The following is a 25,759-nucleotide window of genomic DNA, read 5'->3' as shown; positions in this document are numbered from 1 at the left end:
AAACGAGTGTCCTTGATCGCTTCAGACCACTTCCGCATCGTTGTCGGCCTCGGCAAGAGCGGCATGTCCCTGGTTCGCTTCCTGGCGAACCGGGGCAAGCCGTTTGCCGTGGCCGATACGCGGGAAAATCCACCGGAGCTGGTCACGCTGCGCCGTGACTACCCGCACGTGGAAGTGCGTTGTGGCGAGCTGGATGTCGAGTTTCTGTGCCGTGCCGATGAGCTCTACGTGAGCCCCGGCCTGGCCCTGGCGACACCGGCCCTGCAAGCCGCTGCGGCGCGTGGCGTGAAGCTGTCCGGCGATATCGACCTGTTCGCGCGTAACGCGCAGGCGCCCATCGTGGCCATCAGCGGTTCCAACGCGAAAAGCACCGTGACCACCCTGGTTGGCGAGATGGCGGTTGCGGCCGGCAAACGCGTGGCCGTGGGCGGTAACCTCGGCACGCCGGCGCTGGACCTGCTCAGCGACGACGTCGAGCTGTACGTGATGGAACTTTCGAGCTTCCAGCTCGAAACCACCCATGACCTCGGTGCCGAAGTGGCTACCGTGCTGAACGTGAGTGAAGACCACATGGACCGCTACAGCGGCCTGCCGGCCTACCACCTGGCCAAGCACCGGATCTTCCGTGGCGCCAAGCAAGTGGTGGTCAACCGCCAGGATGCCCTGAGCCGTCCGTTGATGGGCGAGGGCCTGCCATGCTGGACCTTCGGCCTGAGTAAACCCGACTTCAAAGCCTTTGGCATTCGCGAAGAGAACGGCGAGAAATACCTGGCCTTCGAATTCCAGAACCTGATGCCGGTGCGCGAGCTGAAAATCCGTGGCGCCCATAACCAGTCCAATGCCCTGGCGGCCTTGGCACTGGGGCATGCCGTCGGCCTGCCATTCGACGCCATGCTGTCGGCCCTGCGCACCTTCGGCGGCCTTGAGCATCGCTGCCAGTGGGTGCGCGATCTCGATGGCGTGAGCTACTACAACGACTCCAAGGCCACCAATGTGGGCGCCGCCCTGGCGGCCATTGAAGGCCTGGGTGCCGACATCGAAGGCAAGCTGCTGCTGATCGCCGGTGGCGACGGCAAGGGCGCCGACTTCAAGGACCTCAAGGGCCCGGCCGCCGAGCATTGCCGCGCCGTGGTGCTGATGGGCCGTGACTCCGACCTGATTGCCGCCGCCCTCGGTGATGCGGTGCCGCAAGTGCGCGCCAGCTCCCTGGACGACGCCATCGCCCAGTGCAAAGCCTTGGCCCAGCCAGGCGATGCGGTGTTGCTGTCGCCAGCCTGCGCCAGTTTCGACATGTTCAAGAACTACGAAGAGCGCGGCCAGCTGTTCGCACGCGCCGTGGAGGCCTTGGCATGAATTTTCGAAATATCATCAAGCCGTACCCGTCGCCGATCATCACCGGGCGTGGCATCGACCTGGATTTCCCGATGCTCGCCGGTTGCCTGGCGTTGCTGGGCCTGGGCCTGGTGATGATCACCTCAGCGTCGTCCGAAGTGGCTGCCGTGCAGTCGGGCAACACCCTGTACATGATGATCCGTCACTTGGTGTACCTGGTGCTGGGCCTCGGCGCGTGCATCGTCACCATGATGATTCCCATCGCCACCTGGCAGCGTCTGGGCTGGCTGATGCTGATCGGCGCGTTCGGCTTGCTGGTCATGGTGATCGTGCCCGGCATCGGTCGCGAGGTGAACGGTTCGATGCGCTGGATCGGCTTTGGTGCGTTCAACGTACAGCCGTCGGAAATCGCCAAGGTGTTCGTGGTGATCTACCTCGCGGGTTACCTGGTGCGTCGTCAGAAGGAAGTGCGCGAAAGCTGGATGGGCTTCTTCAAGCCGTTCATCGTGCTGCTGCCCATGGCCGGCCTGTTGCTGATGGAGCCCGACTTCGGTGCCACCGTCGTGATGATGGGGGCGGCGGCGGCGATGCTGTTCCTTGGCGGCGTGGGCCTGTTCCGCTTCACCTTGATGGTGGTGCTGGCGGTCGCGGCAGTGACGATTCTGGTACAGGCGCAACCCTACCGGATGGCCCGTCTGATTACGTTTACCGACCCGTGGTCCGACCAGTTCGGTTCCGGCTACCAGTTGACCCAGGCGCTGATCGCCTTCGGTCGTGGCGAGTGGCTGGGCGTGGGCCTGGGCAACAGCGTGCAGAAGCAGTTCTACCTGCCAGAGGCGCACACCGACTTCGTGTTCTCGGTACTTGCCGAAGAGCTGGGCGTGGTGGGTTCGCTGTGCACCGTCGCACTGTTCGTGTTCGTGTGTGTGCGCGGCATGTACATCGGCCTGTGGGCCGAGAAGGCCAAACAGTATTTCGCCGCTTACGTGGCGTACGGCTTGTCGTTCCTGTGGATCGGCCAGTTCCTGATCAATATCGGTGTGAACGTCGGCCTGCTGCCGACCAAGGGCCTGACCTTGCCGTTCCTCAGCTACGGCGGCAGTTCGTTGGTGATTTGCTGCGCCTGTCTCGGCTTGTTACTGCGCATCGAGTGGGAGAGTCGAACCCATTTGGGCAGTGAAGAGATGGAATTCAGTGAAAGCGACTTTGCCGAGGAGCCATCCCATGGGCGCTAACGTGCTGATCATGGCGGGCGGCACCGGGGGCCATGTGTTCCCGGCCCTGGCGTGTGCGCGTGAGTTCCAGAACCGTGGCTACACCGTGCACTGGTTGGGCACGCCGCGCGGTATCGAAAATGAACTGGTGCCGAATGCCGGCCTGCCGCTGCACCTGATCAACGTCGCCGGCCTGCGTGGCAAGAGCAAGCTGTCCTTGCTCAAGGCGCCGTTCGTGTTGCTCAAGGCGGTATGGCAGGCACGCAAAGTGATTCGTGAAGTGCAGCCGGTGTGTGTACTCGGTTTCGGTGGTTATGTGACCGGCCCCGGTGGTGTTGCTGCCAAGCTCGCCGGCGTACCGGTGATCGTGCACGAACAGAACGCCGTGGCCGGAACCGCCAACCGACTGTTGGTGCCGTTGGCTGCACGGGTGTGCGAGGCCTTCCCGAAGACCTTTGGCGCATCGGACAAACTGCGCACCACCGGCAACCCGGTGCGCACCGAACTGTTTATGGACATCGCTCGCGAAGCCCTGGCCGGGCGCAAGGCGCACCTGCTGATCATGGGCGGAAGCCTGGGCTCCGAGCCGTTGAACAAATTGCTGCCGGAGGCCCTGGCGCAACTCCCTGTGGAATTGCGCCCGGAAGTCTTCCATCAGGCTGGCAAAAACCACGGTGAAGTCACCGCCGCGCGTTATCGCGAGGCCGGTGTGGAGGCGAACGTACAGCCCTTCATCAAAGACATGGCCCAAGCCTATGGCTGGGCCGACCTGGTGGTCTGCCGCTCCGGCGCGCTGACCGTCAGTGAACTGGCCGCCGCCGGTCTGCCGTCCTTGCTGGTGCCTTTGCCCCACGCCATCGACGATCACCAGACCCGCAACGCCGAATATTTGGCCGGGGAGGGCGCTGCCTTCCTGCTGCCGCAAAGAACGACTGGCGCCGCCGATTTGGCCGCACGCCTGACCGAGGTTTTGATGCAACCGGAACGACTGAACACTATGGCGAGCACCGCAAGCCGCCTGGCCAAGCCTGACGCAACCCGCACCGTGGTCGATATCTGCCTGGAGGTGGCCCATGGTTGAGAATCAGAAAGCCATGCCGCAACCGGAGATGCGCCGCATCCGTCGTATCCACTTCGTCGGCATCGGCGGCGTGGGCATGTGCGGCATTGCCGAAGTGTTGCTGAACCTGGGCTACCAGGTGTCCGGCTCTGACTTGAAAGAGTCGCCGGTCACCGACCGCCTGAAAACCTTCGGTGCGCAAATCTTTATCGGCCACCGCGCCGAGAACGCTGCCGAAGCCGACGTGCTGGTGGTGTCCAGCGCCGTGAACACCTCCAACCCGGAAGTGGCCACCGCCCTTGAGCGCCGTATTCCGGTGGTGCCGCGTGCCGAGATGCTCGCCGAGCTGATGCGTTATCGCCACGGCATCGCCGTTGCCGGTACTCACGGCAAAACCACCACCACCAGCCTGATCGCCTCGGTGTTCGCCGCCGGTGGCCTGGACCCGACCTTCGTCATCGGTGGCCGACTGAATGCAGCCGGCACCAATGCACAGCTCGGCACCAGCCGCTACCTGATCGCCGAAGCCGATGAAAGTGACGCCAGCTTCCTGCACCTGCAACCGCTGGTTGCTGTGGTCACCAACATCGACGAAGACCACATGGCCACCTACGACGGTGACTTCAACAAGTTGAAGAAAACCTTCGTCGAGTTCCTGCACAACCTGCCGTTCTACGGTTTGGCCGTGGTGTGCCTGGACGATCCGGTGGTGCGCGAAATCCTGCCGCTGGTCAAACGCCCAACCGTGACCTACGGCTTCAGCGAAGACGCCGACGTGCGCGCGATCAATGTGCGCCAGGAGGGCATGCAAACCTTCTTCACCGTGTTGCGTCCTGATCGCGAGCCGTTGGATGTGTCGGTGAACATGCCGGGCAACCACAACGTGCTCAACTCCCTGGCAACCATCTGCATTGCCACCGACGAGGGCGTCAGCGATGAAGCCATCGTCGAAGGCCTGTCGCGCTTTGCCGGCGTGGGCCGTCGCTTCCAGGTCTACGGCCAATTGCCGGTAGACGGCGGTGACGTGATGCTGGTGGACGACTACGGTCACCACCCGACCGAAGTTGCGGCCGTGATCAAGGCCGTACGCGGTGGCTGGCCGGAGCGTCGCCTGGTGATGGTCTACCAGCCGCACCGCTACAGCCGCACCCGCGATTTGTACGATGATTTCGTCAATGTATTGGCCGATGCCAACGTGCTGCTGCTGATGGAGGTGTACCCGGCCGGTGAAGAACCGATTCCCGGCGCCGACAGCCGCAAGCTGTGCAACAGCATCCGCCAGCGTGGCCAGTTGGACCCGATCTACATCGAGCGTGGTGTGGACCTGGCGCCGCTCGTCAAGCCGCTGCTGCGGGCCGGCGATATCCTGCTGTGCCAGGGTGCCGGTGACATTGGCGGCCTTGCCCCTAAATTGCTGGCGAGCCCGCTGTTCGCCGCTGCCCAGGGGAAGTCGAAATGACCACTGACTACGCCTCCCTGTTCTCCACCATCACACCGGCTGACTTCGGCCGCGTGGCCGTGCTGTTCGGCGGCAAGAGCGCCGAGCGCGAAGTGTCGCTCAAGTCCGGCAACGCCGTGCTCGAAGCGTTGCAAAGCGCCGGTGTGAATGCCTTCGGTATCGACGTGGGCGACGACTTCCTCGCCCGTCTGCAGGCCGAGAAGATCGACCGCGCCTTCGTCATCCTCCACGGCCGTGGCGGTGAAGACGGCAGCATGCAAGGCCTGCTGGAGTGTGCTGGCATCCCTTACACCGGCAGTGGCATCCTCGCTTCCGCGTTGGCCATGGACAAGTTGCGCACCAAGCAGGTGTGGCACAGCCTGGGCATTCCAACCCCGCGTCACAGCGTGCTGTGCAGCGAAGACGATTGTATTTCTGCAGCCAAGGAACTGGGCCTGCCTTTGATCGTCAAACCTGCCCATGAAGGCTCCAGTATCGGCATGGCTAAAGTGAACTCGGCCGCCGAATTGATCGACGCATGGAAAGCGGCAAGTACCTACGATTCGCAAGTGTTGGTGGAACAGTGGATCCAGGGTCCCGAGTACACCATCGCCACCCTGCGTGGCCAGGTATTGCCGCCTATCGCATTGGGCACGCCCCACACCTTTTACGACTACGACGCCAAGTACGTGGCCTCCGATACCCAGTACCGGATCCCGTGCGGCCTCGACGCAGCCAAGGAACAGGAATTGATGGACCTCACGGCGAAAGCCTGTGAGGCGCTGGGTATCGCCGGTTGGGCGCGGGCAGACGTGATGCAGGACGACCAGGGCAACTTCTGGTTCCTGGAAGTCAACACGGCGCCGGGCATGACCGACCACAGCCTGGTCCCTATGGCTGCTCGCGCGGCCGGTCTGGATTTCCAGCAATTGGTGCTGGCGATCCTTGCAGCAAGCATTGAGGTTCGAGGCTAAGGACATGAACGGCGCATCGCTTCGTCATCAGCCCCCACAAGCACCCGGCCGCAAGCCGGTGCCACGGGGTGCCAGCCGGATGGTGGCTAAAGAGCCGATGTCGGCGCGCCTGCCGAAAGCCAACTTTGGTTTCCTCAAGGCGCTGTTCTGGCCGGTGCTGTTGGTGGTGTTGGGGTTCGGAACCTACGAGGGCGCCCAGCGTCTGTTGCCGTATGCCGACCGGCCGATCACCAAGATCAGCGTGCAGGGCGACTTGAGCTACATCAGCCAGCAAGCGGTACAGCAGCGCATCGGTCCGTTCCTGGCGGCGAGTTTCTTCACCATCGACCTGGCCGGAATGCGCGCAGAGCTGGAACAGATGCCGTGGATCGCCCACGCCGAAGTCCGCCGTGTATGGCCGGACCAGGTGACGATCCGCCTGGAAGAGCAACTGCCCGTGGCCCGTTGGGGTGACGAAGCGCTGTTGAACAACCAGGGCCAGGCGTTCACCCCGCGTGAACTGGCCAACTATGAACACCTGCCGCAGCTGTTCGGGCCGCAGCGGGCGCAACAGCAAGTGATGCAGCAGTACCAGGCCTTGAGCCAGATGCTGCGGCCACTGGGCTTCTCCATTGCACGCCTGGAACTGCGTGAACGGGGTAGCTGGTTTTTGACAACCGGGGCAGGCAGTTCCGGCCCGGGCATCCAGTTGTTGCTGGGACGCGACCGCTTGGTGGAAAAGATGCGCCGCTTCATTGCCATCTACGACAAGACCTTGAAAGAACAGATTACGAACATTGCGAGCGTCGACCTGCGTTACGCCAACGGCCTTGCCGTCGGCTGGCGTGAACCGGCTGCGCCCACGGCAGCGCAACCCGCTGTCGCGAAGAATTAAGAAGAGGCAGGACCCATGGCAAACGTGCAAAGCGGCAAAATGATCGTCGGTCTCGATATCGGCACCTCCAAGGTGGTGGCGCTGGTGGGCGAGGTCGGTGAAGACGGCGTAATCGAGATCGTCGGTATTGGCACGCATCCGTCCCGGGGCCTGAAGAAGGGCGTGGTGGTGAACATCGAGTCCACCGTGCAATCGATCCAGCGCGCTATCGAAGAAGCGCAGCTGATGGCCGGTTGCCGGATTCACTCGGCGTTCGTCGGCGTGGCCGGCAACCATATCCGCAGCCTGAACTCCCACGGCATCGTGGCGATCCGTGACCGCGAAGTCAGCTCCGCCGACCTTGAGCGCGTGCTCGACGCCGCCCAGGCCGTGGCGATCCCGGCAGACCAGCGCGTGCTACACACCCTGCCGCAGGACTACGTGATCGACAACCAGGAAGGCGTTCGCGAGCCCCTGGGCATGTCGGGCGTACGTCTGGAAGCCAAGGTCCACGTGGTGACCTGCGCCGTCAACGCCGCACAGAACATTGAAAAATGCGTGCGCCGCTGCGGCCTGGAAATCGACGACATCATTCTTGAGCAGTTGGCCTCGGCTTACTCGGTACTGACCGACGACGAAAAAGAACTGGGCGTGTGCCTGGTGGACATCGGCGGCGGCACCACTGACATCGCGATCTTCACCGAGGGTGCGATCCGTCACACCGCCGTGATCCCGATTGCCGGCGACCAGGTGACCAACGACATCGCCATGGCGCTGCGTACCCCGACCCAGTACGCCGAAGAAATCAAGATCCGCTACGCCTGCGCCCTGGCCAAGCTGGCCGGTGCCGGCGAGACCATCAAGGTGCCAAGCGTGGGCGACCGTCCACCGCGCGAACTGTCGCGCCAGGCGTTGGCCGAAGTGGTTGAGCCGCGCTACGACGAACTGTTCACGCTGATCCAGGCTGAACTGCGCCGCAGCGGCTACGAAGATTTGATCCCGGCCGGCATTGTGCTGACTGGTGGCACCTCGAAGATGGAAGGCGCGGTCGAGCTGGCCGAGGAAATCTTTCACATGCCGGTTCGCCTGGGCGTGCCCCATGGCGTCAAAGGCCTGGGCGACGTGGTCCGCAACCCGATTTATTCCACCGGCGTGGGCTTGCTGTTGTACGGCCTGCAAAAGCAGACCGACGGCATTTCCCTGTCTGGCCCCAGCATCCGTGACAGCTACCGCAACGATGACGAAGAAAAAGCACCGTTGCTGGACCGCATCAAGAGCTGGGTACAAGGCAATTTCTAACGATTTACCGCAACACCGCTGGAAGCAGTAGGCGAAAAAACTAGAGAAATGAAAGGAGAGGGAACATGTTCGAACTCGTAGACAACATCCCCGCAAGCCCGGTCATCAAAGTGATCGGTGTCGGCGGTGGCGGCGGCAACGCTGTCAACCACATGGTCAAGAGCAACATTGAAGGCGTTGAGTTCATCTGCGCCAACACTGATGCCCAGGCGCTGAAAAGCATCGGCGCGCGGACCATCCTGCAACTGGGCACCGCCGTGACCAAGGGCCTTGGTGCTGGCGCCAACCCGGAAGTCGGCCGTCAAGCCGCCCTGGAAGACCGCGAGCGCATCGCCGAAGTGCTGCAAGGCACCAACATGGTGTTCATCACCACCGGCATGGGCGGCGGTACCGGTACCGGTGCAGCGCCGATCATTGCCGAAGTGGCCAAGGAAATGGGCATTCTGACGGTTGCAGTCGTGACCCGTCCGTTCCCGTTCGAAGGTCGCAAGCGTATGCAGATCGCCGACGAAGGCATCCGTCTGCTGTCTGAAAGCGTCGACTCGTTGATCACCATCCCCAACGAGAAGCTGCTGACCATCCTGGGCAAGGACGCGAGCCTGCTGTCCGCGTTCGCCAAGGCTGACGATGTACTGGCCGGTGCCGTTCGCGGTATCTCCGACATCATCAAGCGCCCAGGCATGATCAACGTCGACTTTGCCGACGTGCGTACCGTGATGAGCGAAATGGGCATGGCGATGATGGGCACTGGCTGCGCCAGCGGTCCGAACCGTGCACGCGAAGCCACCGAAGCGGCCATCCGCAACCCGCTGCTGGAAGACGTGAACCTGCAAGGTGCACGCGGCATCCTGGTGAACATCACCGCCGGTCCTGACCTGTCCCTGGGTGAGTACTCCGACGTGGGTAGCATCATCGAAGCCTTCGCTTCCGAGCACGCGATGGTCAAAGTCGGCACCGTGATTGATCCGGACATGCGCGATGAACTGCACGTGACCGTGGTTGCAACCGGCCTGGGTGCAAAAATCGAGAAGCCTGTGAAGGTCATCGACAACACCCTGCACACCAGCCAGGCGAGCCAGGCGGCTGCTGCTCCAGCACCTGCGCGCCAGGAACTGCCGTCGGTGAACTACCGCGACCTGGACCGTCCGACCGTGATGCGCAACCAGGCTCAGGCCGGTGCTGCGGCGTCCCGTAGCCCGAATCCGCAAGATGATCTGGACTACCTGGACATCCCGGCATTCCTGCGTCGTCAGGCCGATTAATGGAATGTATCAGGGCTATGAAGGTGATTGGTGTTCAGCAAAGGTCTGGTCTGCTATCATCGCCAGCCTTTGTTGATACCAGTTCGCAATTTGCGCTGAAGCGGTCCAAGCCATGATTAAACAACGCACCCTGAAGAATATTATTCGTGCCACAGGTGTAGGTCTGCACTCCGGGGAGAAGGTATACCTGACCCTCAAGCCTGCACCTGTCGACACCGGCATCGTGTTTGTGCGTGCCGACCTGGACCCTGTCGTGCATATTCCTGCTCGCGCGGAAAACGTTGGCGAAACCACTATGTCGACCACATTGGTCAACGGTGACGTCAAGGTGGACACGGTGGAGCACTTGCTCTCGGCCATGGCTGGCCTGGGCATCGATAACGCCTACGTCGAGCTCTCCGCGTCCGAAGTCCCGATCATGGATGGCAGCGCTGGACCCTTCGTATTCTTGATTCAATCTGCCGGCCTGGAAGAACAGGACGCAGCCAAGAAGTTCATTCGCATTCTGCGGGAAGTGACAGTAGAAGACGGCGACAAGCGCGCCACCTTCGTCCCGTTCGAAGGCTTTAAAGTGAGCTTTGAGATCGATTTCGATCACCCGGTATTCCGCGATCGCACCCAAAGTGCAAGCGTGGATTTTTCCAGCACTTCGTTCGTAAAAGAAGTCAGCCGCGCCCGCACCTTTGGTTTCATGAGTGACATCGAGTACCTGCGCAAGCACAACCTCGCACTCGGCGGCAGCGTTGAAAACGCCATTGTGGTCGACTCGGATGGTGTACTGAACGAAGACGGCCTTCGTTATGAAGACGAATTCGTGAAGCACAAGATCCTTGATGCAATCGGTGACCTCTACCTGCTGGGCAATAGCCTGATAGGCGAGTTCAAAGGCTTCAAGTCGGGCCACGCCCTTAACAACCAGCTGCTGCGCAAGTTGATTGAGCAGACAGACGCTTGGGAAGTCGTGACCTTCGAAGATGCCAGCACCGCGCCGATCTCTTACATGCGTCCCGTTGCGGCGGTGTAAGTAACAACTCTCTTTCTTTAGTTTTAAAAGGCTGCCTTCGGGTGGCCTTTTTTTATGTCTGCTATTTCTGAAATCACCACCGGTCCAGTGTGGGAGGGGGCTTGCCCCCGATTGCAGTGGGCCAGTCAATGCATTTGTCACAGATACACCGCCAGCGGGGGCAAGCCTCCTCCCACACTTAGCTTCATTCACAGTTCAAAGAGGTTGGGCCTCCACAATCCGATTACGCCCCGTATGCTTGGCCTCGTACAACGCCTGATCCGCACTCAACAACAAGGCCTCCAACGACATACGGCTGCGCTTGTCCCACGTGCTCATGCCAATACTTACCGTAATCGGCCGCTCATCCCCCGCCACGCGAGGCAAGTGCTCGACGGCGCTGCGGATATGTTCGGCGATGACCAGGGCGCCCTTGGCGTCGGTATGGGGCAGCACCACCGCAAATTCCTCACCGCCATAACGCGCCGCCAGGTCGGCGGGCCTACGGATGTTTGCGCCGATCACCTCGGCCACGGTGCGCAACGCCTCATCGCCGCCGTGATGGCCGTGGCGGTCGTTGAAGGCCTTGAAGTGGTCGACGTCGATCATCAGCAGCGTCAGCGGCTCGGCTGAGCGCTGGGCGCGGTCCCACTCCAGGCGCAGGCGTTCGTCGAGGACGCGACGATTGGCGAGCCCGGTGAGGGGATCGGTGGCTGCCAGTTCTGACAGCACCTGCTCGGCACGCCGGCGTCGGCGCAGCTCCATGCACAGCATCCAGGTCAGCCATAGCAGGCCGATGCATAACACGCCGGTGGCAATACTCACCAACCACGCCGCGCGCCGCCAGGACGCAAAGATTTCATCACTGGACAACGCCACGACGACGACCAGCGGCAAGTCGCCCACATTCGAGAAACTGTACAAACGTGCCTGTCCATCCACGCTGGACAGGCTTTCGAAGCTTCCGTCGCGCTCGCGCAGCATGCGTGCGACGTTGGGGCGTTGGCTCAGGTCTTTGTCGACCATATCCGCTTCCAGCAACGGCTGTTGCGCCAGCAGGATGCCTTGGTGGTTGATCAGGTTGATGGTGCTGTTGCTGCCGATATTCAGGCTGCTGAACAGTTGGTGAAAGTAAGACAGACGCATCGACGCCACCGCCACGCCCTGAAAGCGCCCGTCTGCCGCCGAGACTCGCCGGCTGAATGCAATGCGCCATGGGTCTTCACAGACGCAGCGCGCGAAAAACGGGCGGCTGATATACAGCCCGGCCTCCGGATTTTGTCGATGCACTTGAAAGTAGTCGCGATCGGCGAAGTTGCCGGTAGCGGGGGTGAGCAGGGCTGAATCGGCGATGACCTGGCCGTTGGCGTCCAATAGCAGGATATCGCCCTTGTAGGGCGCCGCAGCGGAGCGGTCGAACAACACCAGATGCCGAATGCTGGCCGAGACGCCCTGTAAATCGTTGCGCTCGGTCGCGGCGATCAGGCCCTTGACGCTCATGTCATAGAGTTCGACATTGCGCAGCACATCGGCGTCGATCAGTTGGGTGATGTTGTTCGCTGTGCGCTTGGCGGTTTGCAGGGTGTTGGCGTGTTCACGAATCAGCAGGGCCGTGACAATGATCACGATCAGCAAGACTGTGAGGCCACTGCCCAGAATCAATAAACGTTCCGGGCGGCGGGAGGGATGGGCGAGGTTTGGGCTCATCGGCTGTTCTTCTACGTCGAGGATGCCACTAGCTTAGTAGTTATGCGCCGTTGTATGTGCCCCCTCGCCCCCGTTCAGAACACGTTGATCGGGTAGTCGACGATCACGCGGTATTCATCCACGTCCCGATCCACCGCCGAGTAGCCATTGCTGCCGCGGTTGGTCGCCCATTGCAGACGCACGGCCAGGTCCTTGGCCTTGCCGCCCTGCACCACGTATTTCAGGTCGATATCGCGTTCCCAGTGCTTGGCGTCTTTGCCGTCGGCGCTGTACCAGTTGCTGTAGCCACGGCTTTTCGGGTCGACCTTGGTCAGGTCGGTCTTGCCGCTGATGTACGACACCGCCGAGGTCAGGCCTGGCAGGCCGAGGCCGGCGAAGTCGTAGGCGTACTTGAGTTTCCACGAGCGCTCGTTGGGCCCGTTGAAGTCCGAGTACTGCTGGGAGTTGTCCAGGTACACGCTGTCACCCTGGGCGATGTAGTCAAAAGGCGTGTTGCCATTGACCCGCTGGTAAGCGGCCGTGACGCTGTGGTTACCCATGGCCACCGTGAAATGCAGGCTGTAGGTGTTGTTGTCGATGGCCCCCAGCCGCGATTGGCCGGTGTCCTGGGTGTGGTAGTAGTGCAGGCCCGGGTTAAAGCTGACCAGGTCATTCAGCGCGTAGGTGTAGTCCAGGTCATAGTAGTACTGGTGCCACACGTCCTTGAGTTCGGAGGCGTAGAGGTTGCTGGTCACGCCGGGAATACCGCTGAACGACACACCGGCCCAGTTCATGTGCTGTGGCTCGCCGTGGTCGGGTAGCGCACCGTAGCTGGTGCCGATGCGGCTGTGGCCGCTCTGGTTGTAGAGCTTGGTGAAACTGGCCTGGCCACCTTCGAACATCCAGCCGTCGAAGCTGTGGTTGGTCAGGCTGACGCCACGGAACGTCTGCGGCAGCATGCGCGTCGCGCCGCCGGCGATCACCGGGTTGCTGAGGAACAGGTCGCCCGCTTTCAACTCGGTATCGAACGCACGCATTTTCAAGGTGCCGCCCGCGGTGGAGAACGAACCCGGCGCCTTGCCGTTACCGCTGCCGTACGGAAGGATGCTGGAGCCGTCGGTGCCGCCACCGCCATCGAGCTTAAGGCCGAGCATGGCGTTCACATCCAGGCCGAAGCCGACGGTGCCTTGGGTATAACCGGACTCGAAGATGCCGATGAAGCCCTGGCCCCACTCCTTGCTGTCATCGGTGTGAATGTCGCGGCGGTCGCGGTTCATGTAGTAGTTGCGGGCGTTGATATTGAGGTGGGCGCCTTCGACGAAACCGTCGGCGGGGGTGGTGTCTGCCGCGTGGGCAAGAGGGGCAATCGTTGCTGCAATCGCAAGGAATAACGGGGTGAACGTCAGCGAGTTCTTCACCGGTTGGAGCTCCTTTGGTCAATCGTAAACGGCCAATGTCGTAGGGGTGTGCCTGGCCTTTTTTACGGCAAAAAAAAGCCGCTGAAGTCAGCGGCTTTAAGACAGATTCCCAGCGTAGAGCCCTGGAAAAAAGTCGAGGGAAATTCGGGTAAGCGGAAAGCTGTCTTTGCCGTCGCGCTCATCGATGCGTCAAATTAACGCAGGCGAGCGGTACGATACAGAGTGTAACAAGATAATGACTGTTGCCCAAATCGCAACAGTTGGTGTGCAGGGGTTCAAATGTGGGAGGGGGCTTGCCCCCGATAGCGGTGGGTCAGTATCAAATGTGCTGACTGATACACCCCCATCGGGGGCAAGCCCCCTCCCACATTTTTTATCTGCGGTGTTTAGACGGGCAAAGTAATGCCGAAGGTATTGCCATCACTGCCGCTGCGCACAAACACATCGCCGCCATGCATCAGCGCAATTGCCTTGACGATCGCCAGCCCCAGGCCGTGATTGGCGCCGCTGTTGCTGCGGGAGGCGTCGACCCGATAGAAGCGTTCAAACAAGCGCGGTAGATGCTCGCTGGCAATTGCGTCACCGGGGTTGGTCACACCGATGCTCACCTGATGTTCTGTCACGTCGATATTGACGGCGATGACCCGCCCCGGCGCGGTGTGCTGCACCGCATTGCTCAGCAGGTTGATCAATGCGCGGCGCAAGTGGGCTTTTTCAATCTGCACCTGGGCATCGCCGTGCACCTGCACCTGGACCTGGGCGTCTTCGAGGATGAAGTCCAAATAGTCGAGGGTGGTCGCCACTTCATCGGCCAATGAGCTTTGAGTCAGCTTGGTGGCCTTGCTGCCTTGGTCGGCGCTGGCGAGGAACAGCATGTCGTTGATGATCGAGCGCAGGCGCTCCAGCTCCTCGAGGTTCGATTGCAGCACCTCGAAATAATGCTCGGCCGACCGCCCACGGGTCAGTGCCACCTGGGTCTGGCCGATCAGATTGGTCAGCGGCGAGCGCAGTTCGTGGGCCACGTCGGCATTGAACGACTCCAGGCGCGAATAGGCCTGTTCCACGCGGTCGAGGGTGGAGTTGAACGAATTGACGAACTGGCTCAATTCCGGCGGCAGTGGCGACAGGTGCAGGCGCCCGGAGAGCTTGGGCGGCGCCAGTTTCTGCGCCTCGTCAGAGAGCTTGCCCAGCGGCTTGAGGCCGATGCGCGCCACCCAGAAACCCAGCAACGACGCCATCACCACACCCACCAACGCCAGGCTGATCAACGCCACCAACAAATGGTGCTGGGTGGCGCGGAAATTTTCGGTGTCGATGGCGATCATAAAGCGCAGCGGCGGGCGCTGGTCCTTGGCCGGAAATTGGCTGACCAGCACCTTGAGCGGGTAGTCACGCCCCGGCAGGCGCAAATCCCGTGTGCCCGTCGGCCCCTCGGCGAAGGCGCGGATCTGTGCGTCCGGGTTGCCATACTCGTAGGTCGGGTCGCTGCTCACCACCCAGAAGCGAATGCGCTTGTCTTCCTCGCTCAGCAACTTGAGCTTGGCCTGCATCTTCACCCAGTGGTCCGGCGTGCCGAAGCGGTTGATCGAGGATTCCAGCACGCTGTAGCGCGCATCCAATTCAGCGCCCGGCAGCAAGCCCAGGCTGCGGTCCACCTGCTGATACAGCGCGCCGCCGATCAACAGGAAGATCAGCGCCGCCACCAGGGTGAACAAGGTGCTCAGGCGCAGGGCAATCGAGTTAGCTGGCACTTGATTTTTCCTGCAGGCGACTCTCCAGCACATAGCCCATGCCCCGAATGGTGTGCAGCAGTTTCTGTTCGAAGGGCCCGTCGAGCTTGGCGCGCAGGCGCTTGATCGCGACTTCGACCACGTTGGCGTCGCTGTCGAAATTGATGTCCCAGACCATTTCCGCAATGGCGGTCTTGGACAGGATTTCACCCTGGCGCCGCGCCAATACGCTGAGCAGTGAAAACTCCTTGGCGGTCAGGTCCAGGCGCAGGCCGTTACGGCTGGCCTTGCGGCTGATCAGGTCGATCCACAGGTCGGCGACCGTGACCTGCACCGGCTCATGGCCGCCACTGCGACGGGTCAGGGCTTGCAGGCGCGCCACCAGTTCCAGGAACGAAAACGGCTTGCCCAGGTAATCATCGGCGCCTTCGCGCAGGCCGCGAATGCGGTCTTCCACACGCTCGCGGGCGGTGAGCATGATCACCGGGGTTTGCTTGCGCGCGCGCAGTGCACGGAGCACGCCGAAGCCGTCGAGGCCGGGCAGCATCACGTCGAGCACGATCACCGCGTAGTCGTTTTCCAGCGCCAGGTGCAAGCCCTCGACGCCTTCGCGGGCAACATCGACGGTGTAGCCTTGCTCGGTGAGGCCGCGATGCAGGTAGTCGGCGGTTTTCTCTTCATCTTCAATAATCAGGACGCGCATGTCACCGCCTCAATGTGTGGTCGCCAACGCAGGCGTTGGTGTGGGCCGGTGGAAGAACTTTTCGAGGTACAAGTATATGACCGGCGTGGTGAACAGCGTCAGCGCCTGGCTCACCAGCAGCCCGCCGACCACCGCGATACCCAGCGGTTGGCGCATCTCCGCGCCGGGGCCGGAGCCCAGCATCAGCGGTACGGCGCCGAGCAGGGCGGCGAGGGTGGTCATGATGATCGGACGGAACCGCGTGACGCAGGCTTCATAAATCGCTTCCTCTGGCGGCAAGCCGCGCACGCGCTGGGCGTCGAGGGCGAAGTCGATCATCAGAATGCCGTTTTTCTTCACGATACCGATCAACAGCACCAGGCCAATCAGCGCCATGATCGAAAAGTCCTGGCCCATCAGCGACAGCATGATCAATGCGCCCAAGCCCGCCGAAGGCAAGGTCGAGATGATTGTCAGCGGATGTACGAAGCTTTCGTACAGCACCCCCAGGATGATGTACACCGCCACCAACGCCGCGAGGATCAACCATGGCTGGCTGGCCAGCGAGCTCTGGAACGCCTGCGCCGCACCCTGGAAGTTACCGATGATGGTGGTCGGCATGCCGATCTCATTCTTGGCCTGGTTGAGCATGATCACCGCATCGCCCAGCGCCACGCCGGGCGCTAGGTTGAACGACAGGTTGGCAGCCGGGAACATGCCGTCATGGCTGATGGACAGTGGGCCCACGGTAGGCGGGTCGACCTTGGCCAGCGCCGACAGTGGCACCATTTCGTTGGTCAGCGGCGAGCGCAGGTAGAAGTAGTTCAGGCTCTCGGCCTTGCCACGTTGCTGGGTGTCCAGTTCGAGGACCACTTGGTATTGGTTGATCTCGGTCTGGAACTCGTTGATCTGACGCTGGCCGAAGGCGTCGTACAGCGCCTGGTCGACATCGGTGGCCGTCAGACCGAAGCGGGCCGCCGCCTGCCGATCGATGCTGATATGGGTGATGCTGCCGCCCAGTTGCAGGTCGTTGGACAGGTCGCGGAACGCTGGGTTGGCGCGCAGTTTTTCCGTGAGGCGCTGGGTCCAGGTGTTCAGCGTCGGGCCGTCGTTGCTCTTGAGCACGTACTGGTATTGGGCGCGGCTGGGGCCGGAACTCAGGTTGATGTCTTGCCCGGCGCGCAGGTACAGCACGATGCCCGGCACCTGCGCGAGTTTCGGACGGATGCGGTCGATGAACTGGCTGGCAGACACATCGCGCTCGCCACGGTCCTTCAAGGCGATCCAGAAACGGCCGTTGGCGATGGTCTGGTTGCTGCCCGTCACCCCCACCGAATGGGAAAACGCCTCCACCGCCGGGTCGTCCTTGACGATCTCGGCCAGCGCCTTGTGCTTGGCGACCATGTCCGGGTACGACACGTCAGCCGCCGCTTCGCTGGTGCCGAGTACAAAACCGGTGTCCTGTACCGGGAAAAAACCCTTGGGGATAAACACGTAGCCGACCACGGCCAGGGCCAGGGTCACCACGAAGATTGCCGCCATGGTGCGCTGATGGGCCAGCGCACGGCGCAGATTGCGCGCATAGCCGGCCAGCAGGCGCTCGCTGAAACCGGGTTTGGCATGGGCATGATGGGTCGGCGCACGCATAAACAGCGCGGCCAGGGTGGGCGCCAGGGTCAACGAAACCACCACGGAAATCAGGATGGTCGAGGTCGCCGTCAGCGCAAACTCCTTGAACAGACGCCCGACCACACCGCCCATGAACAGCAGTGGAATAAACGCCGCCACCAGCGAGAAGCTGATGGACACCACGGTAAAGCCGATCTCCCCCGCGCCCTTGATCGCCGATTCGCGTTTGTCGAGCCCGGCTTCGAGGTGGCGGTGAATGTTTTCCACCACCACGATGGCGTCGTCCACCACAAACCCCACGGCGATCACGATGGCCACCAGGGTGAGGTTATTCAGGCTGAACCCCATCAGGTACATCAGCGCAAAACTGGCCACCAGCGACACACCAAGCACACTGGACACAATCAGCGTCGCCGACAACTGGCGCAGGAACAGCGCCATCACCGCCACCACCAACAGGATCGCGATCAGCAGGGTCACTTCCACTTCATGCAGGGAGGCGCGGATGGTCTTGGTGCGGTCGGTCAATACGCTGACCTGTACCGATGCCGGCAACATGCCTTGCAGGCGTGGCAGCTCAGACTGGATGCGGTCCACAGTCTCAACGATGTTCGCGCCGGGCTGGCGTGAGATCACCAGGTTGACCCCCGGTGTGTCGCCGGACCACGCCTGCACGTAGGCGTTTTCCGAACCGTTGATGACTTTGGCGATATCCCGCAGTTGAACCGGTGCACCGTCCTTGTAGGACACGATCAACTGCGCGTAGTCCTCCGGGTGGAACAACTGGTCGTTGGTGGACAGGGTCGACACGCTGTTCTCACCGTAGATCGCGCCCTTGGCCAGGTTGAGGCTCGACTGCTGGATGGCCAGGCGCACGTCGGCGAGGGTCAGGCCAATGGCGGCGAGTTTGTCCGGGGAGGCTTGCACGCGAATCGCCGGGCGTTGCTGGCCGGTGATGTTGATCTGGCCGACGCCGTCGATCTGGCTGATCTGCCGGGCCAGCAGGGTTTCCACGTAGTCGCTCAACTCAGTGCTGGGCATGCTGTTGGAGCTGACGCTGAGGATCAGCACCGGGCTGTCTGCCGGGTTGACCTTGCGCCAGGTCGGCAGGCTCGGCATATCGCTGGGCAATTTGCCGGACGCGGTATTGATCGCCGCTTGGACTTCCTGGGCGGCGGTGTCGATGCTTTTGTTCAGGGTGAATTGCAATGTCAGCAGGCTTGAGCCGAGGGCACTGCTGGAGGTCATTTGGGTCATGCCGGGGATGGCGCTGAATTGCACCTCCAACGGCGTCGCCACGGACGAGGCCATGGTGTCCGGGCTTGCGCCGGGCAGGGTGGCGCTGACCTGGATCGTCGGGAACTCCGCTTCCGGCAGTGGGGCGATGGCCAGGCGCGGGAAGGCAATCAGCCCCAGCAGCACCAGGGCGAAAGTCAGCAGCAGGGTGGCGACCGGGTGGTCGACGCACCAGGCGGACGGCGAGCGGCTCATCGTTGCACCTTGGCATCAACCGTCTGGATCACTTGTGGCGGCTCCTTGAGCACCTCCACCTGGGCGCCGGCCTTGAGCCGCGATTGGCCGTCGCTGACCAGCACGTCGCCGGCCTGTACGCCCTTGATGATGTTGACGTCGCTGTCTTGGTAGGTGACTTGCACCGGCACCACGTCGACCTTGTCTCCGTTGAGGCGGTACACAAAGTGTGAGTCCAGGCCGCGTTGCACCACGGTCGGCGGCACCACCAGCGCGTTTTTGTCGAGGGCGGTCTGGATCTTGATGGTCACCAATTGCCCTGGCCACAGGCGCTGCGCGGCGTTGTTGAACTCCGCCTTGGCGCGCAGGGTGCCGGTGGTGGAGTTGATCTGGTTGTCGATCAGGCTCAAGTGGCCTTCGCCGAGTAAATTGCCGGTCTGGCTGTCGGTGTCGGCGCCCATGTAGGCGTCGACGCTGGCTTTATCCGAGGCGGCGATCAGGCCTTGCAGGGTGGGCAGCATCTGTTGCGGCAGGGAGAACTCGACGGCAATCGGGTCGATCTGGGTCACGGAAAACAGGCCCTGGGTGTCGCTCATGCGCAGGAAGTTGCCTTCATCCACCGTGCGAATACCGACGCGGCCGGTCACCGGAGAACGAATCTTCGTGTATGAAAGCTGAACCTGTGCCGAATCAATCGCCGCCTGGTTGCCTTGCGCGGTGGCCTTGAGCTGGTTGACCAGGGCTTGTTGCTGGTCATACGTCTGCTTGGACACGCCGTCGTCGACGCTCAACTCCTTGTAGCGCTTGAGGTTGACCAGTGCCACTTGCAACTGCGCCTGGCTTTCCCCGAGTTGCGCCTTGGCCTGGTCGAGGCTGGCGCGGATCGAACGGTCGTCGATGGTCGCCAGCAGGTCGCCGGCCTTGACCAGTTGGCCCTCCTTGACCAGCAATTGGGTGAGGATGCCGTCCACTTGCGGGCGAATCACCACACTGTGCAACGACAACACCGAACCGATGCCACTGACAAAACGCGGAATATCCTGCTGCGCCACGCTCACTACGCGCACCGGAATCGCAGTGGGCGCCGCCAGTTTGGTCTTGGCTGGCCGGGTCAAGGCCCAGGCGGCCGCGGCCAGCACCACGAGGACACCCACGATCAGGGCGGTTTTTCGTTGAATTTGCATGGGTGAGGCGCCAGGACAAAAGGATGGGAAGAATAAAGGTCTTTATAGCCCGCCAATCCGGTCAGCAAGGTGACTGCTAACTGACAGCGCTGTCAGTCAGCGCAGACCATTCGTACAGGCGGTGGTTAAAGATCCGAGGCGGGCAGGTATACTGCGCGCCAGCGTGGCCCGCAAGTCGGCCCCGCGCCATTTTTTGCACGTTCCGGAGCTTTCATGACTTCCCCGACACAACCCCCTGTTGAAGCGACCGACCTCGTCGATCCGGCCAGCGCCGAAGGTGTTGAAAAAGCCGAGATCCCGGCGTTCAAGTTTCCGTTCAAGCCGGGTGAGCTGGCCGGGGCGAAGAATGCTGCCCAACCCTGGTACAAAAATGGCGCCAAGAACGGCCATACCAAGACCCCGGGCATGGCGCCGCCGGGTACTCGTCGTTCGATGGGTAAACGCTGAGAATAAAAAACTGAAATATTTTGCGGCGTTTGCCTACATTTGCTGCTGACTTTTCTGCTTGTAGGGCAGCCTCCGTTTCTTGAAAGCTTGCCCAGCCTCCGTTTCGCCCCGGTTTTTTCAATCGGGATGACGCGTGGTGAGGCTGGTTCTTTCGGAAAAGGATGCTTCCCGTGGCCCTCATACACATTTGTGTAGCGCTTGTCTTATTGCTGTCGGTTGATGTCGCTGCGGCCGATGATGTGCCGCGCAGTGAAATCCGTTTTGCCGTTGCCGCGCTGTTCCCTCCCTTTCAAAGCCGCAACCCGCAAGGGCAGTTGGTCGGGCTGAATATCGATTTGGGCAATGCCCTGTGCCAGCAGATGAACGTGCGCTGCACCTGGGTCGATCAGGTGCTGGTGGAAGACTTCAAAGCCCTGGATGCCAGGAAATTCGACGCCATCATGGGCATCGCGCCCACCCCCATACGCCTGCGGTCGGTCAACTTCACCGATAATCTTTATCCCTTTACCACCCATCTGGTTGCCCGTCGCAAATCAGGTTTGCTGCCCACCGTGCGTTCGCTCAAGGGCAAGCGTGTCGGCGTGTTGTTGGGTAGCAACCGTGAGGCTTTTGCCCTGGCCGAGTGGGCGCCGGAGGGCGTCATCATCAAGAGTTTCTGGCTCAATCACGAACTGGTCAGCAGCCTGGTCGCCGGTGACATCGATGCCACCCTGCAAGGCACCGTGGAAATTCGCGAAGCGTTGCTCGACACCCCCGACGGCGAGGATTTTGACTTTCTCGGCCCTGCTGTTTCAGCACCGATGTTGGGGGGCGGTGTGGCGATCGCGGTGCGCAAGCCGGACACCGCCTTGCTCCAGGAACTCAACAGTGCCCTCGAGCAGTTGATGCAAAACGGCGAATACCATCGAATCCTGCAGCCTTATCGGCTGGACGCTTTACCTTCCCGCCCGTAATGGCGAATTAATTGCGCGGAACATGAGCTGGGTCAGTATTTGCCCGAACGGTGCGCTTAGAGTCGACGCCCTGCCGACTCCTCCAACAATCACGAGCGCGCTAATCCATGAAGATCAATCTGCCGGTCACCGGTCGAAATGTGGACGTTGCCCCCGACGCCAACATTCTTTCGACCACCGACCTGACCAGCGCGATTACCTATGCCAACCAGGACTTTATCGACGTCAGCGGTTACAGCCGTGACGAACTGCTGGGTGCGCCGCATAACGTGCTGCGCCACCCGGATATGCCGCCGCAGGCGTTCGCCCATATGTGGCGAACCTTGAAGGCCGGGCGCTCGTGGATGGGTATGGTGAAAAACCGCTGCAAGAATGGCGACCATTATTGGGTCAGCGCCTATGCCACGCCTGTGACCCGGGACGGGGTGACGGTGGAGTACCAATCGGTGCGCACCAAACCCGATGGACGCAAAGTCGCGGCGGCGGAGCGGGCTTATTCACGGTTACGCACCGGCACGTTGCACCGATGGCCAGCAGTGGGGATGGGCGCAAAGCTCTCGGCCTGGGCCGCTGTAACTGGCGGTATGACCTGGGCACTGGGCCAAGGGTTGGCAGCGTATTCGCTGGCGTGGCAGCTGTTGGCGCTAGTGGTGGGATGTGCGGTGGGGGCCACTGGCGTCAAGGTGATCATTCGGCCCCTGACCCAATTGAATGAACGTGCACGCTTGATTGCCGACAACCCCCTGAGCCAGGTGATCTACACCGGACGCCGCGACGAATGCGGGCAAATCGAATTTGCCCTGCAGATGCTTGAAACCCAGGTCGGCGCGGTAGTGGGGCGCATCGGCGATGCCGCCCAGCGCCTGTCGGGGCATGCGGTGCAGTTGGTGCAACACTTGGACAGTAGTCACGCCAGCAGCCTTGGCCAGCAAACCCAAACCGACCAGGTGGCCGCAGCAATTCACGAAATGGCCGCCAGCGTGGCCGAGATGGCCAATCATGCACAGCAAGCGTCGAAGGCGGCGGACCAGGCCGGCAACGAGACCCGCGAAGGCCATCGGCGTGTGGACGAAAGCCGGGATGCGGTATTGCGCCTGTCCCAGGAGTTGGCGCGGGCCACGGAGGTGATCCATCAGTTGGAACACCACAGCGGCGAAATCAGCGGCGTGCTGGAAGTGATCCGCACGATTGCCGAGCAGACCAACCTGTTAGCGCTGAATGCTGCCATCGAAGCCGCACGTGCGGGCGAACAGGGGCGCGGATTTGCCGTCGTCGCCGATGAAGTGCGCGGCCTGGCCCAACGCACCCAGCAGTCCACCGATGAAATCCAACGCATGATCAGCACCCTGCAAGGCGGCGCACGGGATGCGGTGCAGGCCATGGCGCAAAGCAGCGAACACGTCGAAGCCAGCGTGCAGCAGGCGCAAAGGGCCGCTGCGGCATTGGATGGCATCAGCCAGCGCGTGATGCAAATCACCGCCATGAGCCAGCAGATTGCGGCGGCAGTGGAGGAGCAAAGCGTGGTGAGCGAGGGCATCAACCGTAATGTCGTTGGCATACGGGATGCGGGGGAGGCCACTGTCAACGCGGGGCAGCAGAGCCAGCTCAGTTCCGAGGATGTGGCGGCGTTGGCGGAGGATTTGCGGCAGTTGGCGCGGGAGTTTTGGAGTGGGCGGCGCCGGCAGTGAGGTTTGAGGTGAATGTGCCGGCCTCATCGGGGGCAAGCCCCCTCCCACCTTTGACTGCATTCCAAAGTTGGAACTCGGTCAAGTGTGGGAGGGGCGGTGCGACGATTCGACTTGCCCCCGATGAGGCCAGTGAAGCTTATGCAGCCCTTAAAGGAATAAACGCATAGTTGGCCGGCACCTCAGTCGCCACCTGCGCCCCCGCCTCCAGCACCTGCTCGGCTATCTCCATCCCCGACACATGAAACACCCACTCATTGCCCGAGGACGGCCGATCCACCGCCAGTTCTATCGCCTGGGCAAACGCTCCCATATCCGGCAGGTACGCGGTAAACCCATCGCCCTTCAGCGCCGTAGTGCGAATCCCCAGCAAGCCACACACCGCCTCCTTGGTCTGCACATCGTCGCGGTCGGCCTGGCGTGAGCGTTGGATCAGCTCGGCCAACTCCCGGTCCATCAACTCGCCGCCGACAATCAATGCCGGGCCCTGTTCCCAGGATTCCGGCGGGCAATCCTTGGCGGCGGGGTTCAGCGGGATATGCGGGTTGATTTCCATCGGGTAGATGCGACACACCAGCGGCCGGCGTTCATAAATGCGGCACAGGTTGTCTTCGTCAAGATTCCGACAGCGCCCGGCGTTGTAGGCGGCAAAGGTGATGGCGACAAACGCCTCGGTGTTGCCGCTGGGCACCACCACCGAACGACGCTCGGCGTGTTCGCGTTGTTGCTCGGGCAGGCCCAGGCCATTGCCGAGGAAACCCTCGACTAGAACGATGACGTTACCGCCATCCGCCGCCCACATACGGGCTTCGTCGAGGGTCAGGGGGACATGATGGTCGGTGCAGCATTTGCCACAACCGACGCAGGAAAATTGAGTGTTCATGGCGGATCTGTCACCAGGCTAGGTCAGAGGGCTCGCGTGAACGGTGACGGGTTTTTACCTCTGTTCACCGTATTGCCACTCTGGAAGCAAGTTGTACGCCAGTGAGTGTCAGACGTCTGTCACTACATCGCGTAGGACAAATCTCATTCCTGCACTTTCATACAGCTGCCGCGCCCGCAGATTGCTCTCCAGCACCTTGAGGTCCACATAGGGTTCGCCGCGTTGCTTGAACACCTGGAAGCTGTGCAGCAACAACGCGCGGCCCACACCTTGGCCTTGGGCGCAGGGGTGTACCGAGAGGTTCTTGATAAACGCGCTGGTCCAGCATTGCGCCACACCCAGAATACCCTCGGCGTTACTGGCCACCAGGCACAGCGCGGGGTCGAACTCGGCGTCGGTGGTGAACTGCTGTTGCCAGGTTTCCAGGTTGGGCACGCGGCCACCGCCTTGGGCCTGGGTCATGCGCAACACCGCGTGAATCGCCGGGGCGAGGTCATCACGGTAATGGTCCAACTGCGTATCGGCCGGCCACTGTGGCGCGGGCAGGCTGCCCGTCAGGTCACGGCGCAGCAGTTGGAAATATTCGCTCACAGACCTTTTTGCGCCACGGTTTGCGCGGCGACCACCAGGCACTTGGTCAGCTCGGGCGACGAGAACTTGGTCAGCACCGCATCGGCCCCGGCCACACGGGCTTTTTCGCTGTTCATCTTGCTGTCCAGGGAGGTGTGCAGCAGCACGTAAAGCTCCTGGAAGTCCGGGGTTTCACGCAGGGTGCGGGTGAGGGCGTAGCCGTCCATCTCGGACATCTCGATATCCGAGACCACCACGTTGATTTGCTCCACGGTGCCTTGCAGCTCCAGCAGCACATCGATGGCTTCCTTGGCACTGCGCGCGGTGTGGCATGTGAGGCCGAGATTGCGCAGGGTGTGCACCGACTGTTGCAGGGCGACCTGACTGTCGTCCACCACCAGGATGCGCGCATTGCCCAGCACTTCGGCCTCTTCCATGGTCAGGTCGGTGGGCGCGGCTTCAATCTGCGCTGGCGCGATGCCGTGGATCACTTTCTCGATATCCAGCACCTGCACCAAACCGCCTTCGACCTGAGTCACCCCGGTGATAAACGAACGATTACCGCCGGAGCCAAAGGGCGGCGGGCGAATGTCGGTGGTCAGGCAGTGCACGATCTTGCTCACCGCCTGCACATGCAGGCCCTGCTTGGAGCGGCTCACATCGGTGACGATCAGGCAGCCGCCATCCGGGTCTTGCAGGGGCATTTCCCCCAAGGCACGGCTCAGGTCGATCACCGACAGCGAGGCTCCGCGCAGGGTGGCGATGCCTTTGACGTGGGGGTGGGACTCCGGCAGCTTGGTCAGCGGCGGGCAAGGGATGATTTCGCTGACTTTCAGCAGGTTGATCGCCATCAGCTTGCCGCTGCGCAGGGTAAAGAGCAGAAGCGAGAGCGAATCTGCGCGGGCTTTGGTGGTGGACATAAAAACCTTCTGTGGATCAGGGATGAGATCTATGGAAGGTTATCGACTGGCGCAATGAAAACTGTAG

21 protein-coding genes and 1 pseudogene are annotated in these 25,759 nt (G+C 61.8%); 13 read left to right on the top strand and 9 right to left on the bottom strand.

The annotated features are described in order from the left end of the window. Positions 1-6: 6 nt before the first annotated feature. The 9 genes from murD to lpxC all read left to right on the top strand — a co-directional run bounded on the left by murD (position 7) and on the right by lpxC (position 10,456). The gene (gene murD / locus DYL61_RS12355; RefSeq protein ID WP_135308527.1) at positions 7-1,353 is read left to right on the top strand and encodes a UDP-N-acetylmuramoyl-L-alanine--D-glutamate ligase; all 1,347 of its coding nucleotides are present in this window, start codon (positions 7-9) and stop codon (positions 1,351-1,353) included. Next, positions 1,350-2,567, top strand: a complete 1,218-nt coding sequence (ftsW, locus tag DYL61_RS12350; protein WP_105696116.1) for a putative lipid II flippase FtsW — start codon at positions 1,350-1,352, stop codon at positions 2,565-2,567. The genes murD and ftsW overlap by 4 nt, the downstream gene beginning before the upstream one ends. Further along, positions 2,557-3,627 carry an undecaprenyldiphospho-muramoylpentapeptide beta-N-acetylglucosaminyltransferase gene (gene murG / locus DYL61_RS12345; RefSeq protein ID WP_135308526.1) on the top strand — a complete coding sequence of 357 codons (1,071 nt, stop codon included), beginning with the start codon at positions 2,557-2,559 and terminating at the stop codon, positions 3,625-3,627. Before ftsW ends, murG begins: the two co-directional genes overlap by 11 nt. Then, complete coding sequence (murC, locus tag DYL61_RS12340; RefSeq protein ID WP_105696114.1) at positions 3,620-5,065, top strand: UDP-N-acetylmuramate--L-alanine ligase; 1,446 nt, start codon at positions 3,620-3,622, stop codon at positions 5,063-5,065. Before murG ends, murC begins: the two co-directional genes overlap by 8 nt. Next, the gene (locus tag DYL61_RS12335) at positions 5,062-6,018 is read left to right on the top strand and encodes a D-alanine--D-alanine ligase (protein WP_135308525.1); all 957 of its coding nucleotides are present in this window, start codon (positions 5,062-5,064) and stop codon (positions 6,016-6,018) included. Before murC ends, DYL61_RS12335 begins: the two co-directional genes overlap by 4 nt. A gap of 4 nt (positions 6,019-6,022) precedes the next feature. Further along, the gene (locus DYL61_RS12330; protein ID WP_105696112.1) at positions 6,023-6,892 is read left to right on the top strand and encodes a cell division protein FtsQ/DivIB; all 870 of its coding nucleotides are present in this window, start codon (positions 6,023-6,025) and stop codon (positions 6,890-6,892) included. Between the two features lie 15 nt (positions 6,893-6,907). After that, positions 6,908-8,170: a cell division protein FtsA gene (ftsA, locus tag DYL61_RS12325; RefSeq protein WP_105696111.1), complete on the top strand. Its 1,263-nt coding sequence runs from the start codon at positions 6,908-6,910 to the stop codon at positions 8,168-8,170. A 65-nt stretch (positions 8,171-8,235) separates the two neighbouring features. Then, positions 8,236-9,432 (top strand): cell division protein FtsZ, encoded by a 1,197-nt coding sequence (gene ftsZ, locus DYL61_RS12320; protein WP_003188685.1) that lies wholly within the window; start codon positions 8,236-8,238, stop codon positions 9,430-9,432. 112 nt (positions 9,433-9,544) lie between these two features. Beyond that, positions 9,545-10,456, top strand: a complete 912-nt coding sequence (gene lpxC / locus DYL61_RS12315; RefSeq protein ID WP_135308524.1) for a UDP-3-O-acyl-N-acetylglucosamine deacetylase — start codon at positions 9,545-9,547, stop codon at positions 10,454-10,456. Positions 10,457-10,651: 195 nt separating this feature from the next. Here lpxC and DYL61_RS12310 read toward each other — a convergent pair whose 3' ends face one another. The 6 genes from DYL61_RS12310 to DYL61_RS12285 form a co-directional block, all read right to left on the bottom strand. Then, entirely contained in the window at positions 10,652-12,142 is a 1,491-nt protein-coding gene (locus DYL61_RS12310; protein ID WP_135308523.1) for a diguanylate cyclase, read from the bottom strand. A gap of 74 nt (positions 12,143-12,216) precedes the next feature. Further along, positions 12,217-13,539 (bottom strand): OprD family porin, encoded by a 1,323-nt coding sequence (locus tag DYL61_RS12305; protein ID WP_135308522.1) that lies wholly within the window; start codon positions 13,537-13,539, stop codon positions 12,217-12,219. A 386-nt stretch (positions 13,540-13,925) separates the two neighbouring features. Next, positions 13,926-15,290 (bottom strand): heavy metal sensor histidine kinase, encoded by a 1,365-nt coding sequence (locus DYL61_RS12300; RefSeq protein WP_135308521.1) that lies wholly within the window; start codon positions 15,288-15,290, stop codon positions 13,926-13,928. Continuing rightward, positions 15,280-15,972: a heavy metal response regulator transcription factor gene (locus tag DYL61_RS12295; RefSeq protein WP_135308520.1), complete on the bottom strand. Its 693-nt coding sequence runs from the start codon at positions 15,970-15,972 to the stop codon at positions 15,280-15,282. The genes DYL61_RS12300 and DYL61_RS12295 overlap by 11 nt, the downstream gene beginning before the upstream one ends. Before the next feature lie 9 nt (positions 15,973-15,981). Beyond that, complete coding sequence (locus tag DYL61_RS12290; RefSeq protein ID WP_135308519.1) at positions 15,982-19,071, bottom strand: multidrug efflux RND transporter permease subunit; 3,090 nt, start codon at positions 19,069-19,071, stop codon at positions 15,982-15,984. Continuing rightward, positions 19,068-20,234 (bottom strand): efflux RND transporter periplasmic adaptor subunit, encoded by a 1,167-nt coding sequence (locus DYL61_RS12285; RefSeq protein WP_135308518.1) that lies wholly within the window; start codon positions 20,232-20,234, stop codon positions 19,068-19,070. The genes DYL61_RS12290 and DYL61_RS12285 overlap by 4 nt, the downstream gene beginning before the upstream one ends. A gap of 213 nt (positions 20,235-20,447) precedes the next feature. Here DYL61_RS12285 and DYL61_RS12280 point away from each other — a divergent pair, with 213 nt between their 5' ends. The 4 genes and pseudogenes from DYL61_RS12280 (at position 20,448) to DYL61_RS12270 (ending at position 23,322) form a co-directional block, all read left to right on the top strand. Beyond that, complete coding sequence (locus DYL61_RS12280) at positions 20,448-20,681, top strand: hypothetical protein (RefSeq protein ID WP_105696103.1); 234 nt, start codon at positions 20,448-20,450, stop codon at positions 20,679-20,681. A gap of 170 nt (positions 20,682-20,851) precedes the next feature. Continuing rightward, positions 20,852-21,634 carry a transporter substrate-binding domain-containing protein gene (locus DYL61_RS12275; RefSeq protein WP_193559436.1) on the top strand — a complete coding sequence of 261 codons (783 nt, stop codon included), beginning with the start codon at positions 20,852-20,854 and terminating at the stop codon, positions 21,632-21,634. A gap of 107 nt (positions 21,635-21,741) precedes the next feature. Beyond that, a pseudogene (locus DYL61_RS31885) lies at positions 21,742-22,023 on the top strand (PAS domain-containing protein); the annotation flags it as partial. A gap of 195 nt (positions 22,024-22,218) precedes the next feature. After that, positions 22,219-23,322, top strand: coding sequence for a methyl-accepting chemotaxis protein (locus tag DYL61_RS12270; protein ID WP_420825072.1), 1,104 nt, complete (start codon positions 22,219-22,221; stop codon positions 23,320-23,322). Positions 23,323-23,458: 136 nt separating this feature from the next. Here DYL61_RS12270 and DYL61_RS12265 read toward each other — a convergent pair whose 3' ends face one another. From DYL61_RS12265 to DYL61_RS12255, 3 genes are all read right to left on the bottom strand, one after another. Then, positions 23,459-24,202, bottom strand: a complete 744-nt coding sequence (locus tag DYL61_RS12265; RefSeq protein WP_135308515.1) for a YkgJ family cysteine cluster protein — start codon at positions 24,200-24,202, stop codon at positions 23,459-23,461. Positions 24,203-24,310: 108 nt separating this feature from the next. Next, positions 24,311-24,793 (bottom strand): GNAT family N-acetyltransferase, encoded by a 483-nt coding sequence (locus tag DYL61_RS12260; RefSeq protein ID WP_135308514.1) that lies wholly within the window; start codon positions 24,791-24,793, stop codon positions 24,311-24,313. Continuing rightward, positions 24,790-25,692, bottom strand: coding sequence for a chemotaxis protein CheV (locus tag DYL61_RS12255; protein WP_135308513.1), 903 nt, complete (start codon positions 25,690-25,692; stop codon positions 24,790-24,792). The genes DYL61_RS12260 and DYL61_RS12255 overlap by 4 nt, the downstream gene beginning before the upstream one ends. Positions 25,693-25,759 lie beyond the last annotated feature (67 nt).

This window comes from Pseudomonas nabeulensis (genome assembly GCF_004682045.1).
Lineage (GTDB): Bacteria > Pseudomonadota > Gammaproteobacteria > Pseudomonadales > Pseudomonadaceae > Aquipseudomonas > Aquipseudomonas nabeulensis.
This window is presented reverse-complemented; position numbering and strand designations above follow the sequence as displayed.

Excerpts from the sequence above, each read along its gene's own strand:
- DYL61_RS12290 (WP_135308519.1), bottom strand. The coding sequence starts at position 19,071 with ATGAGCCGCTCGCCGTCCGCCTGGTGCGTCGACCACCCGGTCGCCACC.
- DYL61_RS12295 (WP_135308520.1), bottom strand. The coding sequence starts at position 15,972 with ATGCGCGTCCTGATTATTGAAGATGAAGAGAAAACCGCCGACTACCTG.
- DYL61_RS12335 (WP_135308525.1), top strand. The coding sequence starts at position 5,062 with ATGACCACTGACTACGCCTCCCTGTTCTCCACCATCACACCGGCTGAC.
- DYL61_RS12255 (WP_135308513.1), bottom strand. The coding sequence starts at position 25,692 with ATGTCCACCACCAAAGCCCGCGCAGATTCGCTCTCGCTTCTGCTCTTT.
- lpxC (WP_135308524.1), top strand. The coding sequence starts at position 9,545 with ATGATTAAACAACGCACCCTGAAGAATATTATTCGTGCCACAGGTGTA.
- DYL61_RS12285 (WP_135308518.1), bottom strand. The coding sequence starts at position 20,234 with ATGCAAATTCAACGAAAAACCGCCCTGATCGTGGGTGTCCTCGTGGTG.
- DYL61_RS12265 (WP_135308515.1), bottom strand. The coding sequence starts at position 24,202 with ATGAACACTCAATTTTCCTGCGTCGGTTGTGGCAAATGCTGCACCGAC.
- DYL61_RS12280 (WP_105696103.1), top strand. The coding sequence starts at position 20,448 with ATGACTTCCCCGACACAACCCCCTGTTGAAGCGACCGACCTCGTCGAT.
- ftsW (WP_105696116.1), top strand. The coding sequence starts at position 1,350 with ATGAATTTTCGAAATATCATCAAGCCGTACCCGTCGCCGATCATCACC.
- DYL61_RS12270 (WP_420825072.1), top strand. The coding sequence starts at position 22,219 with ATGACCTGGGCACTGGGCCAAGGGTTGGCAGCGTATTCGCTGGCGTGG.
- murG (WP_135308526.1), top strand. The coding sequence starts at position 2,557 with ATGGGCGCTAACGTGCTGATCATGGCGGGCGGCACCGGGGGCCATGTG.
- ftsZ (WP_003188685.1), top strand. The coding sequence starts at position 8,236 with ATGTTCGAACTCGTAGACAACATCCCCGCAAGCCCGGTCATCAAAGTG.
- ftsA (WP_105696111.1), top strand. The coding sequence starts at position 6,908 with ATGGCAAACGTGCAAAGCGGCAAAATGATCGTCGGTCTCGATATCGGC.
- murC (WP_105696114.1), top strand. The coding sequence starts at position 3,620 with ATGGTTGAGAATCAGAAAGCCATGCCGCAACCGGAGATGCGCCGCATC.
- DYL61_RS12310 (WP_135308523.1), bottom strand. The coding sequence starts at position 12,142 with ATGAGCCCAAACCTCGCCCATCCCTCCCGCCGCCCGGAACGTTTATTG.
- DYL61_RS12330 (WP_105696112.1), top strand. The coding sequence starts at position 6,023 with ATGAACGGCGCATCGCTTCGTCATCAGCCCCCACAAGCACCCGGCCGC.